Source organism: Mesorhizobium sp. M7A.F.Ca.US.006.01.1.1, from assembly GCF_003997935.1.
Classification (GTDB): Bacteria; Pseudomonadota; Alphaproteobacteria; order Rhizobiales; family Rhizobiaceae; genus Mesorhizobium.
Genome location: NZ_RZQL01000193.1, coordinates 1 through 14,050, shown reverse-complemented (window position 1 = coordinate 14,050; position 14,050 = coordinate 1). Strand labels below are relative to the sequence as shown.

The window sequence follows — 14,050 nt, the reverse complement described above, 5'->3', positions numbered from 1 at the left end:
TCGCCGCCGTCCCGATTTAGCGCGCCGAAATCCATGCTTCGCTTGCCGGCGTTGTCTTGCGAGAAAGTGATCGAAAACAGAATTATGTCGCGCTCGTCGCCCTGCACATTTTCCAGATTCTTGACGATGGCGGGTTCAATACGTTCGTCGGCAAAGAACCATTCAAGCTCCGGCTCTGTCTGTCGCGCCTTGTCGAAAAAATCGAGGATGAGCGACTGCTGTTGCGCGTTGAAGGTGATGACCCCCAGCGTGGGTCGCTCCTTTTCCGGCAAGGCCAGCCAACGCCGCATTCTGCTGACCGCCTCGTCGGTTACCGCTTGGGCTTCGATTCGGTTGGTGCGACTTTTGCCGCGGTCATAGATGCCGGTCGTGATTTTTCGCAGCTGCACTGCCCGATCTTCCACCGTTGGGGAGGGGAAGGTGATGAGCCGATTCTGATAGTAGTGATGGTTGGAAAAGGCGATCAGCGACTCATTGCGGCTGCGATAATGCCAGCGCAGGTCACGCACCGGGATGCCGGCGGCCTTGGCTTCGTCGAGAATGCTCTCAAGATCCTTTTCGTGCTCGACGACTTCCTCGTCCTCCTCGTTGCGGCCAAAGAAGTTGGTGGGCGGCAATTGCTTGGGATCGCCTACGATGATGGTCTGACGGGCTCGCGCGATGGCACCGACCGCGTCCCAGGTGGTGATCTGCGAGGCTTCGTCGAAAATCACCACGTCGAAAAGGGCCTGGTCGGGCGGTAGATATTGAGCGATTGAAAGAGGGGACATCAGCATGCACGGCGCGAGCTTGGCAAAGCTCGTCGGCATCGCGCCAATCATCTCGCGGATTGATCGACTGGGCCGCTGCAATTCCATCTGATGACGCAATAGGCCCAACTCGGAATTGCGAGGGACGCTTTGCACAGCCGGCAAACCATGAGCGATGGCACTGATGACGCGAAGGCTCGCTTGAGCGCGGACAAGATCGTCGATTTCCCGGAAATCTTCGATGGCATGCTCGTGCTGGAAGCGCCGGAAATTCCGCAGCACCGGATCGGCGTCGAGCGTGGCCGGCAGCCACCAGCGTACATAGGCCAGGCGGAACGCGGATTGAGCCTCGGTTGGCTGCACCAGACCCGCCTCTATATCGTCGACCAGCGCTCCCAGATTCTGGCTCACGGCCCTGCGACGAATGCCGCACCACGATGTCCAGTCTCGCAAGAGATGGCGGGCATCGAGCAAGTCTCCCATCGTGCTCATCAATTCGGTCAGCGGGCTGTCATGTCCTGCCCACGACGGCGCGTTTCCAGCAGGGATCGCAAACCGGGCCTTTGCAGCCTCGAATGCCGCAGTGGCCGCAAGGAAGCGGGCTGCCCCTTGCCGCATCGTACTATCTGCTGCACCGCTTCGCAGGCTCGGTGCGGTTGCTTGCAGAAGTGCTCTGAGATCCTCCGTGCCAAGACCGGGCAGCCGTAGCGTCTGTCGAAGCCTTTCGGCCATCGATAGTATCTGCCCGATACGGTGGGTGTCGGTATCAAGACCAGCAAATCCCGTCGGTTTGCCGGATAGGATATTGGCTTCGACCGCAGCGCGGCGGTCCTGCATCACGCGCAACAGCGGCAAGTCCTGCTGAGGATCGGCAATGCCTTCTGTGACATAGGCCTGAAGCAGCTTCTGGACTTTGCGTTTGCCCAACTGACTGTTCGGCCAGAACGCAGCGACGGCTCGTTGCCATTGCTGCTCAATGTCGTCTACCGGTATGCGCGTAACAGCTTCCTGGTCATAGTGTGCCGACAGGCCCGAATGAGACGTGCGGTAGCTCCCGATTGCGTCATTGAGAGCCGTCACGGCTTCCCGCAACTGGGCGAAATCTCGATCAAAGGCGATGCTGAGGTCATAACCCGCACTGTCCTGGAGTGCCCCCGCCAGTTTTCGCAGCGCTTCGAGCTCGGCTTTTGACGCATCGCCTTTGGCGCGCAGGCCGATGCTCGCCAGAAAGGCGTCCAGTGCGGTGGCTAGAACCTCGGACGCACTTCTGAGCGCGTTCGCCGCTTCGAGCAAATTGTCCTGCCAGCCCGACGTCCACTCGGTGACATCTATGAGACGCAAGACCGGTCGCATCTCCACCGACTGAAATGCGAGACCTGTTTCGGCCGCAATATGCTCCAGCGCCAGCCGGTTTGCCTCGTCATGGGAATCGCGCGATGGCCAGGACAATCTCGGAGCGTGCTGCCGCTTGTTCTTGAGAGCGATGCCGAGCGCCAGATAAGGCGTCAGACCATTGACATGGTGCCGATGCAGCGCTTCGACATAGGCGTTAAGTTCGTCGCGGCGCAGGCGAAGCCGTTCGTTGACCGCAATCCATTCGGCTCCGTCGACGCGCACGCTGCTTTCCCAGCTGTTCCTGAGCTGGTTGAGAAAGTTGCGCCGATCCGCCTTGCTGGAATGAAGTTCGAGACAGTGCGCGCCCAGGCCATGTTCGCGAAGGCGACGATAGACGACATCGAGTGCTGCCGTCTTTTCGGCCACAAACAGCACAGTTTTGCCGACTGAAAGACAGTTGGCAATCATGTTGGCAATGGTCTGGCTCTTGCCAGTGCCGGGAGGGCCGATGATGACAAAGTCGCGACCTTCAGCGGCAGCAAGGCTTGCGGCGGTCTGTGAAGAGTCGGCCGGCAACAGCGAAACGATGTCAGACGGAGCATAGTGGTGATCAAGGTCACGTTCGTCTCGGAATGATGCGCCATTGCCCTCGAACGCTATCTCGGGCGTGTCGATCAGATGGCGCACCACACGGTTTTCGCGCAGCGCATCGGTACGCTCGACCAGATCTTTCCACATAAGAAACTTAGCGAAGGAAAAGGTGGAGAGCGCCGTCTCGTCCACCACCTCCATGCCGGGGACGTCACGCACTGCATGACGCATAAGACCTAGCAGACGCGGCACATCAACGCCGCTTTCGTCTTCGGGCAGCTCACCGGAGAACTGTGGCAGTTTAAGTTCGAAGTCGCGCTCGAGAAACTGCAACAAAGTCGCATTGAACCGCGGCTCATCTTCATGAAAGCGCAAGGTAAAACGCGATGTTGCGCTGCGGCGCTCGATTTTGACCGGCACGAGCAACAATGGCGCGCGATAGCTACGCTCATCCTCCGGCTTTTTCTTCCAGCGCAGGAAGCCGACCGCCAGGAAAAGCGTATTCGCGCCGCCCTCGGCAAAGTCATTGCGTACTTGACGGTAAAGGTCGATCAGTCGGGATTCCATTTGGTGTCCATCGAGCGTCGAGGGGAGCTCGTCGCGCAGGAGCGCTTCTGCTGCGAAATCGCGCTGCAGGTCACGTCCATGGACTTCGCGATAGAGAGCAGCATCACGCTCGCCCAATGGATTCTGTTCGGGCAGCGAAATCAGCCGGATCGAGGCGCCTGCCATCAGGCGGTCCTCGAGATAGCCGACATCAGTACAAAGAAACGGAATTGTCTTCTTCGAGTCTGGAAAATTGAGCAGTCGGTTTCGCAGTGTCAAATCAAGGAGCTTTTTCTGCCAGCGGTCGATCCGCCCGGCCGCTGTCGTCGGCTTCACCTCGACGATGTCGGCAGGCATGGCTGTCACGACGGGTGCCGCTGGTAGCGGCAGGGCGATTTCGGTTGCTACTTCGGCATCCACGCTGCGACGCATCGGTTCGTGCGAGGCAAGCGGCGTAATGCCGCCGCTGCGCGAGCGGCGGATATCGATAGCGGCGACAAAGGTACCTACCTGCGTTTCATCGAGCCGCTGCTCGATTGCCCGTTGCGCAGCCTCCAGCGTCATCGCCGGCCGATGCGTTACGCCGGTCGTCTCGAATACGATCAGTTCGCGCGATGCCAGCGCCTTGCGGATTTCCATGGCATCGGCTTCGATGGCGTTGGCGAGCGTCTTTTGCGTCATCCAGACGCCGACAGCAGCATGGCCCTGGAACATAAGCACGACTGGGTGCAGCCCCGTCGCCTCCAAGGCGGAGGCGAACAACAGACTGGCATCGAGACAGGTAGCCAGCCTCTCCGCGGCAATTGTCGAGGGGCGTCGGATTTTTTGCCCTCGGCTTTCGAAACTGGCAGGTGGCTCAGCATAATGCAGAGATAGACCGGCAACGGCCGAATAAATTGCGGCCGCCAGCATGAATGCGCGTTGCGGATTCCCGCTTTGATAGCCATCGAGGCTGGAGGCATGACCATGCGCTGCGAGCCGCTCCGCTGCGGAACGCAGCAGTCCTGCGATCGCCGGGTCGTTCGGCATGACGAACGCAGGCAGCAATTGCGCCATATCGATGACGCCACCCCATTCGTCGCGGGCAAGCAGGCGCACCGCAACGCGCTGCTCGGCTAGTACTGCGCCTCCCGAGGTCAGGCGCAACGTTATCTCTCCGCGCTCAGCCTCGTTGAGCCCGGCCAGATAGCTGGCGTCGAGATCGATCTTTCGATCGCTTAAGGGAAGCCGGTCGCCAGCAACGATCCGATCAATTGTCCAGCTTTTGGCGCGCAAAAAAGGGGGGTTCGATGTCAGCTCGAGAGTGCATTTTTCGAAGCCCTGCTGGGTTGGGTTATTGAGAGAGATGGACCGGATCACCGGAATGGCATTTTGGAAGGATGCATATGTAAAGCTGGCAGCGATGTCAGCCACTACTTCTATTACGGGCGCGGCTGATATACCGGCGGCGTCGCCAGTGTCCGAACTCGTTTCCATGCCCCATCCCCTATTTTCATTCACGATAGAACTTTGCGACCAGAATTTGAAAGTAAATTCTCGGTATGGTGTCCGCTTCGTTTTTTAGCAGCCTAAATATACGAAATACGAGCCGCATCCGTCACTCGACAGTTGTCGGCCGCTGAAGGGATGTAATCTTTGCCGTCGGTACAGTACGCTTCTGGCACCTAGTTGAGGAAATTTGCCTGTCTGCAGGTATTAGTGGTGAGGCGACTGGTCGATGAGGGCGGCCGCGCTTGCTTCCACATTTCGCTGAGCTGCGCGGCCGCCGTTTGGGGCAGGACTGCGCGTTCAACTGGGGGTCTTTGGTCCGCTCCTTTCAAGACCATAGGTGGTCGCCCCTTTTTGGCACGAAGCAAACAATCGCGGGTGATGCCGTGCATAGCCGCATTGCGCCCAATGTCAGTCATTCCAGAGATCACAGCGAAATCTGGAGCCGGACAATGTTGGTGACTTGCAAGTCCATTTCTGATCTCGTTAACCCACCCGATTCGGGCCGTGGCATAAGTTCGTTTCAATGCTGCCGCACCAAGTCACAATCCTCGCTCGTTCATGGGCCGGCCAGAACAATTCATGCTCCCAACACACCAAATGCCTGACGACGAGGCACCGATGACGACTGCCCTCTCGACCATGAATGTCGGGGATATAGAGGGGGAGTTCCGCATCTGCGCTTATCAGCGCGGATATCGCTGGGGCAGGCACGAAGTCCACCAACTGCTCGAGGACATTTGGGAAAGTAAAGGTCAACCGTATCGGCTGCAGCCGATCGTTGTTCGGGCCATCGGCGAGAACGAATGGGAACTAATCGACGGACAGCAGCGCCTGACAACGCTCTACCTGATCTATCTGTTCATGCAGAGATCGGGGCTGAAAAAGTTCGGCCCCCAGTATTCGATCGTTTACGACACGCGTAACAAGAGCGCCGAGTTTCTCCGGGCGCCGGATAGTGCGCAGGCCGAGGATAATATCGATTTTCATTTTCTCTACGCGGCTTATGCTGAAATCGAAGCCTGGTTCGGTCCGGACGAGCACAAGCAGCAGGAACGGGCCGACAAACTGTTCATCTGGCTCAAGGACGGGGTCGAGGTGATCCGGTATGAGACGGGCGCCGAAGAGGATCCGATTGCCCTGTTTGCCCGGCTCAATGTCGGGCGCATTCCGCTTACCGACGCCGAACTGGTCAAGGCTCATCTGTTGACGCAGGTACAGGCGCCGCAGCATCGTGCGGACCGCGCCTATTCGGTCGCCGCGCAATGGGACGGCATCGAGCGCGACCTCCGCCGCCCCGACATCTGGGCCTTCATCTCCAATCGGCAGGGCGACGATTACCCCACGCGGATCACCCTGCTGCTCGATACGCTCGCCGATCAGCAGCAATTATCCGGTGCACAGCATGGCCAGCGCCAGACTTTCGAAAAGCTGAGGGCTGCGATCACGCGCGATCCCATGGACTTCTGGAACGCGGTGGTGGAATTGCACGCCCGCGTGCTGGGCTGGTTCGAGGATCATCATTTGTATCACCGGATCGGCTTCCTGATCGCCAGCGGAGACAGCTTTGGGGAGATACTCACCTTGGCACGGGGCAAACTGGTCAGCGAATTCACCCGAGCCCTGGTCGGACGGATTGGAGAAAAGCTAGACCTCAGCCGCAAGGCGCTTGCCGAGCTCAGCTATGAGGGTGGGGCCGGCCGTAACAAATGCCAGCAGGCATTGCTGTTGATGAATGTCGAGACCATACGCCACCGCGACATGTCGGGCGAGCGCTTTCCCTTCGCGGCGCATCATGGTGACAACTGGTCGCTAGAGCATATCCACGCCCAGAATTCGGAAGTGCTGCGGAACGAGGAGGAGTGGTACAGCTGGCTCGCTCTGCATCGCAAGGTGCTGGCCGACCTGCCGATCAGCGACGAGTTCCTGAATCAGCGCGACAGCCTGCTCGCCGAACTGATGGCTGTCTCCCGGCCCATCACCAATTTGGTATTCCAGCGGCTTTCCGTAGCGGTGACCGACCTGCTGACCGCGACGGACCAGGCCGTGGGCGCTACCAATATGGCCAATGACATGCATGGCATCGCCAATCTCGCCTTGCTGCAGAGCGGCAAGAACAGCGTGCTGAGCAATTCGGCCTTTGAAGCTAAGCGGCAGGCCCTGCTCGCGATGGACAAGGCAGGCGCTTACATCCCTGTCTGCACGCGGCAGGTCTTCCTTAAATATTTCGGCGACCATAGCGCCCGCAAACCCTATTTCTGGAGCTTGCAGGATCGGGAGGCTTATTCTGCGGCGCTTGAAAATCTGCTCGGTCCCTATCTCAAGGCGACAGTCTAATGCGGGAGAGCTTCATTACTTCCTATGCGCACTTGTTCGAGGCGCGGGACGGCGGTACGCAGATCGATCAGGTTGAGGTGCCTCTCATCCAGCGCGACTATGCACAGGGACGTAGCGACAGCACCGCGTCCCAAATCCGCAGTTCCTTCGTCAAGTCCCTGCATAAGGCCATCGTCGACGACCACCCCATCAGCCTCGATTTCGTCTATGGCGACCTCGACCATGGCACGTTGAAGCCGCTCGACGGTCAGCAGAGGCTGACCACGCTGTTTCTGCTGCATTGGTATCTAGCATCCCGCACCGGACGGCTATCGCCGGATGACAGCTGGACGCGCTTCCGTTATTCCACCCGTCCGACGGCCGAACTGTTCTGCCAGTTGCTGGGCCGGCATGCATTTGCCGGGCCAGACACCGTGTCTCAATGGCTGACCGACCAAGCTTGGTATCTGCACACCTGGAACCATGATCCGACCGTGCAATCCATGCTTAGAATGCTGGACACCATCCATGCTCACTTCGCCGGCGTGGATTTCCAACAGGCATGGGCGCGCCTGACTGATAAGTCGCGGCCTGCGGTATCGTTTCACGTCTTGCCGCTCAAAAGCGCCGCGGAGGGCAATGCGCTCTACATCAAGATGAATTCGCGGGGAAAGCCGCTAACGCCATTCGAAAACTTCAAGGCGCGGCTTGAGCAAATAACGACCAGTCTGCCGAAGGCAGGTGAATTCGCCCGGAAAATGGATACGGCCTGGTCGGACCTTTTCTGGGTCTACCGCGGCAGGGACAATCTCGTTGACGACGAAATGCTGCGGTACCTCGAATTCGTGATGGAGATTGCGCTATGGCGGCAGGGCCAATTTGCCCGGGACGACGCGTTCGAGCTGGCTGTTCAATTGTTCGGGCCCGCCAACAATACGGCGGCCGCAGACAATCTGGACTGGCTCGCCCGGTCCATCGACATCTGGAGCGATATCGACATTGCCGCCTATTTCGGGTCGCAGATGCGCAGCAATACGTCGGACGCGACCTTCGGCCTGCCAGTTTTCCGTGATCAGGTGGACCTGTTCGAGCAATGTTGCAACAGTTATGAGCGACGTGAGGGCGGTCGTCGCTTCGGCTGGCCCGAGACGCTCCTGCTGCATGCCTTTATCATCCACCGTAGTGAGAAAACCACGGACTTCCCGCGGCGGCTGCGCATGCTGCGCAATCTGATCGAGGCCTCGCCCAACGAGTTGCGCCTCGAAAACATGCCCGGCTTAATCAAGGACGTGGAGACCCTTGTCAGCGAACCTGACATTACAAATGCCTTGCGGCTGACGACGTTCAATTCCGGGCAAGTCGGGGACGAGAATGATAAGGTCGCCGCCATCATCCGGGAACCGGCCATCGAGGCGGCACTGCTGCGCCTCGAGGATCATACCCTGCTGCGCGGCTCCCTGATCGCCTTCGACCTCGATGTCGATGCGGCGACCTTCAATGCTCGCGCCGCAAAATTCGAGAGCTGCTTCTCTGACAAGGCCCTGTGGCCCACACTGACGGCAGCCCTGCTGTCGGTGGGGAACTACAGCCGGCCCAAGGGGGCACGGTTCTATTTCGGCAGTGCCAAAGACAATGCGACATCCTGGCGTGAAGTATTGACGCGGGGCAACCGCGAGGATGCCAAGCGGACTCGGGACATCCTGGCGATCCTGCTCGACCGGCTGTCGCAATCGACGAGTGAGCCAAAGACCTTGCTGGAGGGCGTGATTGCCGATTACCTGGCCGCCGCACCAGCTTCGGATGGCTACGACTGGCGCTGGTATCTGGTCAAATATCCCATCATGCGCGACGGCAATTCGGGTATCTATGTCGGTAGTGACCGTGAACTGGGCTATGGCCAATGCATGTTGGACAAAACGCAACTTAACAGCAACTACCGCGATCCATTTCTTTCGGCGATCATCAAGCAGGCTGGCGCGCCCGAAGATTCCGTGCGTGACCGGTTCAACGGTTACGCGCACATTCCGCGGCTGATGGTGCTGACTAGGAGTGGAACGAAGATCCAGTGCATTCCTGACGGCTACCAAGTGGTTCCGCCAGAGGATGCGGCGCAGAATATCAGTTATCTCACCATAGCCGCAAAATATGGCATTTCCAATAACCTGCTCTCTATAGCCAAGATGTCGGCCAATAGCCCCATCGATGCGGTGGACCGGATCGTTATTGGCGGAAAACTTCTGGGCGAACTAATCGATGCCGGACTTTAGTTCGATTACATATCTTGCAACTTCCGATGCCTGTGACAGTCGGAACCTGAAGTTCAACGGCAGTTGGACGAACGTCAACTCGGCCCGTCCCTGATTCAAAGGCCTAATCCGGTCATTTCGGAACATGCAACGCCGACTAAGTGGCGACTAGAAATCCAATAGCACTGCGCCGCAGTGTTCATGGTTTGTGCTCCGAAAGTCGCATAAAAGGGCAGACTGGAATAATTAGTGCAATCGCCGAAACGCGCTTCATGAACGCGCACGAAGCCCTAAACCAGCCACCCTGGAGATGACGCCGACCGAAGTCGAGGCGCTCCCCCTGAGGGATATCCTCCTACAGGGAGACGCCAAGCATCGCCACCAGCTGGCCTTGTCGATGCGTTCCCGTTGTGACGACCGGAATTATCTGTCGTCGTGAGGGGCCAAGTGCGATGTAGTCGGGTGCGGCGGCCATGGCCGTTTCCAGTTCGGTATGATCATGGGTGCTCAGTCCAAGCCTTAGACCGGCTGCCCGAATCCGCGCGAGGTCGGCGGTTTGCAAATCCTCCTGGCCGAGATGAACAAAGTCGCAGCCTTCCTCGATCGCCAGCCGCCAGTAATCATTGATGATGAGCTGGCACCGATATCGAGCGCACAAGGCCTTCGCTGTGCGGATCTCAGCGCGTAATCCGGCTTCATCCATGGTCTTGATGCGAAGCTGCACCAGCCTGACGCCGAGCGGCACCAGCCGCTCGATCCAGGCAGCGCTGTCGACGATCAGGTAGAAGGGATCGAGCTTCATGAAAACACCGCCCTGCCGATCGTCGGCGTCGACGGCACCGCGACGTCGCGCGGTTCGAGCATTCCCGAGCAGAAAGCTTCACGGCCGGCATCTACGGCCTTGCCGAAAGCACGCGCCATGCCGACCGGATCGGCCGCCTTGGCGACCGCTGTGTTCAGGAGCACGGCGTCAAAGCCGAGTTCCATGACGGTTGCCGCATGCGACGGCCGTCCGAGCCCCGCATCCACAATCAGCGGGACGCCAGGGAAATGTCCGCGCATCGAGCGCAGTGCCATGATGTTGACCGGCCCGAGGGCGGAACCAATCGGTGCGCACCACGGCATCAAGACCTTGCAGCCTACGTCCAGCAGCCGCTCGGCGACGACAAGGTCATCGGTGGTGTAGGGGAATACATCAAAACCGTCCTCGCACAGGATGCGGGCGGCTTCGACAAGGCCGAACACGTCTGGTTGCAGCGTGTCGTGGTTGCCGATCACTTCGAGCTTGATCCAGTTCGTACCGAAGACCTCACGCGCCATTTTCGCGGTCGTGACCGCTTCCCTGGCGGAGTGACAGCCGGCAGTGTTGGGCAGGATTCTGACACCCAGCGACCGGATCAACGACCAGAATTGTTCGCCGGCCCTGCCGCCTGCCATCTCACGGCGCAACGAGACCGTCACCATCGACGCGCCCGACGCCTCGACCGCGTCGGCAAGGATCGCGGGCGAGGGATATTGAGCCGTGCCGAGAAGCAGGCGAGACGGAAGCGTCGTCCCGAGAAGCTCGAACATGCTAGCCTCCCTGCATGGGCGAAAGGATTTCGATCCGGTCGCCGTCGCTCAACTGGAACTGCGCCCGGTTGGCTTTGTGCACGAGGTCGCTGTTGACGGCCGTTGCCAGCCAGTCGCCCTCATAGTCGAGCGCGGCCAGCAGTTCGGCCAGCGTGGTGACGGCAACCTCATGCGCTTCGCCGTTGACCATCAGTTTCATGAGTAAGTTCCTTGGTTCCGTCTTGATTGAAAACCAGGTCGGCGGCCTGGCGCGCCATGGCGGGCGCAAGAAGAAAGCCATGGCGATAGAGCCCGTTGATCGCGACGGTGCTTTCACATGCCTCGACACGCGGCAGGTTGTCGGGAAAGGCCGGACGGACGCCGGCGCCGGTCTCAATGATGCCAGCCTCGCCGAAGGCCGGATGGAGAGAATAAGCCGCGCCCAAAAGCTCTATCATCGAACGCGCCGTCACTGGTCCGACGGACTGGCTTTCAATCATCGTCGCGCCGATCATGAACTGCGTGTCGGCACGCGGCACCGCATAAAGCGGAAAGCGCGGATGCAGCAGCCTGACCGGGCGCGACAGCGAGACATCGGGCGAGCGCAGGATCAGCATTTCGCCGCGAACGCCGCGCAGCCTGTTATCGGTCGCTGCCATTCCTGTGCAGTCGATCTGCCGATCGAAACCGGAAAAATGCCGGACGTCACAGCCGAAGTGGAACTCGACACCCCCGGCTGCGAGCTTTTCGTGAAGTGTCGCCATCGCCTGGCGCGGGTCGAGATGAGCCTCACCAGTGAAGAGCAATCCGCGCCGGAAGCGGCCGGCGAGGTCGGGTTCCAGGAGTGCGATTTCGTCTTCATCGACACGCCGATGCCCCGACGTTCGACTGGCGAACCTGTCGAGCTCGCCGGTATCACGCGGCGCGGCCACGACCAGTGTTCCGGCCCGTGTCACCTGACCCGGCAGTGCCGCATCCCACCAGTCGGCGGCGACGCGTCCCAGATCCAGCACCGGCTGCTCGGCGCTTTCACGCTCGCACCATGGCGCCAGCATGCCGCCGGCGAACCACGAGGCATTGCCACCGAGGCCATGTCGGGTCTCGGCGACGGTCACCGCCGCGCCGCGTGTGGCAAGTTCGAAGGCGACGGTGAGGCCGGCGATGCCGGCCCCTTTGACAAGCACCCTCATGACGGTTCCGGCGCCTCCGGCATGAGCGGTACGCCGGTCTCGTCAGCCGGCATGTAGAGATCGCCGCCCTTGCGGTATTTCGCCGCCATCGCCGCCATGCCCTCTTTCTGCGCCTCGGCACGGATGTCGTGGGGAATACGCATCGAACAGAATTTCGGCCCGCACATCGAGCAGAAATGCGCCACCTTGTGCGCCTCCTTGGGCAAGGTCTGGTCGTGGAAAGACCGCGCCGTTTCGGGGTCGAGCGACAGGTTGAACTGGTCTTTCCAGCGGAACTCGAAACGCGCGCGGGAAAGGGCATCATCCCTGACTTTTGCTGCCGGATGGCCCTTCGCCAGATCGGCGGCGTGGGCGGCGATCTTGTAGGTGATCACGCCGATCTTGACATCGTTGCGATCGGGAAGGCCGAGATGCTCCTTGGGCGTGACGTAGCAGAGCATGGCGGTGCCGAACCAGCCGATCATTGCCGCGCCGATGCCTGAGGTGATGTGATCATAGCCCGGCGCAATGTCGGTCGTCAGCGGTCCAAGCGTATAGAACGGCGCCTCGCCGCACACGGCAAGCTGCTTGTCCATGTTCTCCTTGATCTTGTGCATAGGCACGTGGCCGGGGCCTTCGATCATCACCTGGCAATCCTTCGCCCAGGCGATCTGCGTCAACTCGCCGAGCGTTTCCAGCTCGGCGAATTGCGCCGCGTCGTTGGCATCGGCGATCGAGCCGGGGCGAAGACCGTCGCCGAGCGAAAAGGACACGTCATAGGCGCGGCAGATGTCGCAGATCTCCGCGAAATGCTCGTAGAGGAAGCTCTCCCCGTGATGATGCAGGCACCATTTGGCCATGATCGAGCCGCCGCGAGAAACGATACCCGTGACCCGGTCAACGGTCAGCGGGATGTAGTGCAGCCGCACGCCGGCATGGATGGTGAAATAGTCGACGCCCTGTTCGGCCTGCTCGATCAGGGTGTCTCGATACACCTCCCAGGTCAGATCCTCGGCAATGCCGTTGACCTTTTCGAGCGCCTGATAGAGCGGCACGGTGCCGATCGGCACCGGGGCATTGCGCACGATCCATTCGCGGATGTTGTGGATGTTGCGGCCGGTCGACAGGTCCATCACCGTATCGGCGCCCCAGCGGATCGCCCAGACCATCTTTTCGACCTCCTCGGCCATTGAGGAGGTGACCGCCGAATTGCCGATATTGGCGTTGATCTTCACCAGGAAATTGCGGCCGATGATCATCGGCTCGCTCTCGGGATGATTGATGTTGGCGGGAATGATTGCCCGTCCGCGCGCCACCTCGTCGCGCACGAACTCCGGCGTGACGAAGTCGGGGATCGCCGCGCCGAAGGCTTCGCCGTCGCGTTGAAGCTTGCCGCGCAAGATCCCGCGGCCAAGGTTCTCGCGGATGGCGACGAACTCCATTTCGGGCGTGATGATGCCGGCGCGCGCATAGGCAAGCTGGGTCACCGCCTTGCCTGCCTTGGCCCTGAGCGGCCGGTTGCGAATGGGGAATTCCGGCGTCAGGCGCTCGCCGGTGGCGAACCCATTGTCTTGCGGCTGCACATGGCGGCCGTCATAGGCTTCGACATCGCCGCGCGCCGTGACCCATTCGTGGCGAAGCCGGGCAAGGCCCTTTTCGATGCTGGTTTCGACAGTCGTGTCCGTATAGGGGCCGGACGGATCGTAGACGATGACGGGCCGTTCGCCCGCCGTCGGATGGACGGAGATTTCCCGCATCGGCACTTTGATGTGCGGATGGAGGACACCGGACTTGTGGATTTTCCGTGAGGCGGGCAGTGGTCCCGTCGACACGGCGGGGGTGAGGGCATCCATCTTGAGGCTCCTTTGCTCGTGCATTGGAGACCCAGTTCTGTGCCGGAAGGATGAAAAGACGCTTCTGTGGACCTGCTGAAACAGGACCTCGGGCGTAAACTCCCGCAAAGCGCTTGCACCGTCCCTACGCCAGTATGAACTGGATCAGGTTCAACGGGTCACTGCGCCGCGAAAGCCAGCAGTATCTCAGCCCCTTGCCGGGACTC

Annotated in this window: 7 protein-coding genes, 1 pseudogene and 1 riboswitch; of the genes and pseudogenes, 2 read left to right on the top strand and 6 right to left on the bottom strand. The window is 60.1% G+C overall.

Annotation, left to right across the window (positions count from 1 at the left end; translation table 11 throughout):
• The coding region (locus EN943_RS27165) for a DUF4011 domain-containing protein (RefSeq protein ID WP_127415345.1) at positions 1–4,697 on the bottom strand (4,697 nt) is incomplete at its 3' end.
• A gap of 633 nt (positions 4,698–5,330) precedes the next feature.
• Between EN943_RS27165 and EN943_RS27160 the strand changes: the two genes are divergently transcribed.
• Together EN943_RS27160 and EN943_RS27155 are read left to right on the top strand one after the other, a co-directional pair.
• Positions 5,331–7,046: a DUF262 domain-containing protein gene (locus EN943_RS27160; RefSeq protein WP_200957754.1), complete on the top strand. Its 1,716-nt coding sequence runs from the start codon at positions 5,331–5,333 to the stop codon at positions 7,044–7,046.
• The gene (locus tag EN943_RS27155) at positions 7,046–9,292 is read left to right on the top strand and encodes a DUF262 domain-containing protein (protein ID WP_127415344.1); all 2,247 of its coding nucleotides are present in this window, start codon (positions 7,046–7,048) and stop codon (positions 9,290–9,292) included. The genes EN943_RS27160 and EN943_RS27155 overlap by 1 nt, the downstream gene beginning before the upstream one ends.
• 418 nt (positions 9,293–9,710) lie before the next feature.
• Here EN943_RS27155 and EN943_RS27150 read toward each other — a convergent pair.
• The 5 genes and pseudogenes from EN943_RS27150 to thiC all read right to left on the bottom strand — a co-directional run.
• Positions 9,711–10,073: pseudogene (locus EN943_RS27150) on the bottom strand (thiamine phosphate synthase); the annotation flags it as partial.
• On the bottom strand, positions 10,070–10,843 hold the full coding sequence (locus EN943_RS27145) for a thiazole synthase (protein WP_127415342.1): 774 nt from the start codon (positions 10,841–10,843) through the stop codon (positions 10,070–10,072). The pseudogene EN943_RS27150 and the gene EN943_RS27145, both read right to left, overlap by 4 nt.
• 1 nt (position 10,844) lies before the next feature.
• Positions 10,845–11,042, bottom strand: a complete 198-nt coding sequence (gene thiS / locus EN943_RS27140; RefSeq protein WP_127415341.1) for a sulfur carrier protein ThiS — start codon at positions 11,040–11,042, stop codon at positions 10,845–10,847.
• Complete coding sequence (gene thiO, locus EN943_RS27135) at positions 11,011–12,012, bottom strand: glycine oxidase ThiO (RefSeq protein WP_127415340.1); 1,002 nt, start codon at positions 12,010–12,012, stop codon at positions 11,011–11,013. Before thiO ends, thiS begins: the two co-directional genes overlap by 32 nt.
• Positions 12,009–13,844, bottom strand: a complete 1,836-nt coding sequence (thiC, locus tag EN943_RS27130; protein WP_127415339.1) for a phosphomethylpyrimidine synthase ThiC — start codon at positions 13,842–13,844, stop codon at positions 12,009–12,011. The genes thiO and thiC overlap by 4 nt, the downstream gene beginning before the upstream one ends.
• A gap of 104 nt (positions 13,845–13,948) precedes the next feature.
• Positions 13,949–14,050, bottom strand: a riboswitch (TPP riboswitch). This riboswitch is flagged as partial in the annotation.

What these genes read in the sequence shown, in the direction of transcription:
- EN943_RS27160 (WP_200957754.1), top strand. Translation starts at nt 5,331, where the DNA reads ATGACGACTGCCCTCTCGACCATGAATGTCGGGGATATAGAGGGGGAG.
- EN943_RS27145 (WP_127415342.1), bottom strand. Translation starts at nt 10,843, where the DNA reads ATGTTCGAGCTTCTCGGGACGACGCTTCCGTCTCGCCTGCTTCTCGGC.
- thiS (WP_127415341.1), bottom strand. Translation starts at nt 11,042, where the DNA reads ATGAAACTGATGGTCAACGGCGAAGCGCATGAGGTTGCCGTCACCACG.
- thiC (WP_127415339.1), bottom strand. Translation starts at nt 13,844, where the DNA reads ATGGATGCCCTCACCCCCGCCGTGTCGACGGGACCACTGCCCGCCTCA.
- thiO (WP_127415340.1), bottom strand. Translation starts at nt 12,012, where the DNA reads ATGAGGGTGCTTGTCAAAGGGGCCGGCATCGCCGGCCTCACCGTCGCC.
- EN943_RS27155 (WP_127415344.1), top strand. Translation starts at nt 7,046, where the DNA reads ATGCGGGAGAGCTTCATTACTTCCTATGCGCACTTGTTCGAGGCGCGG.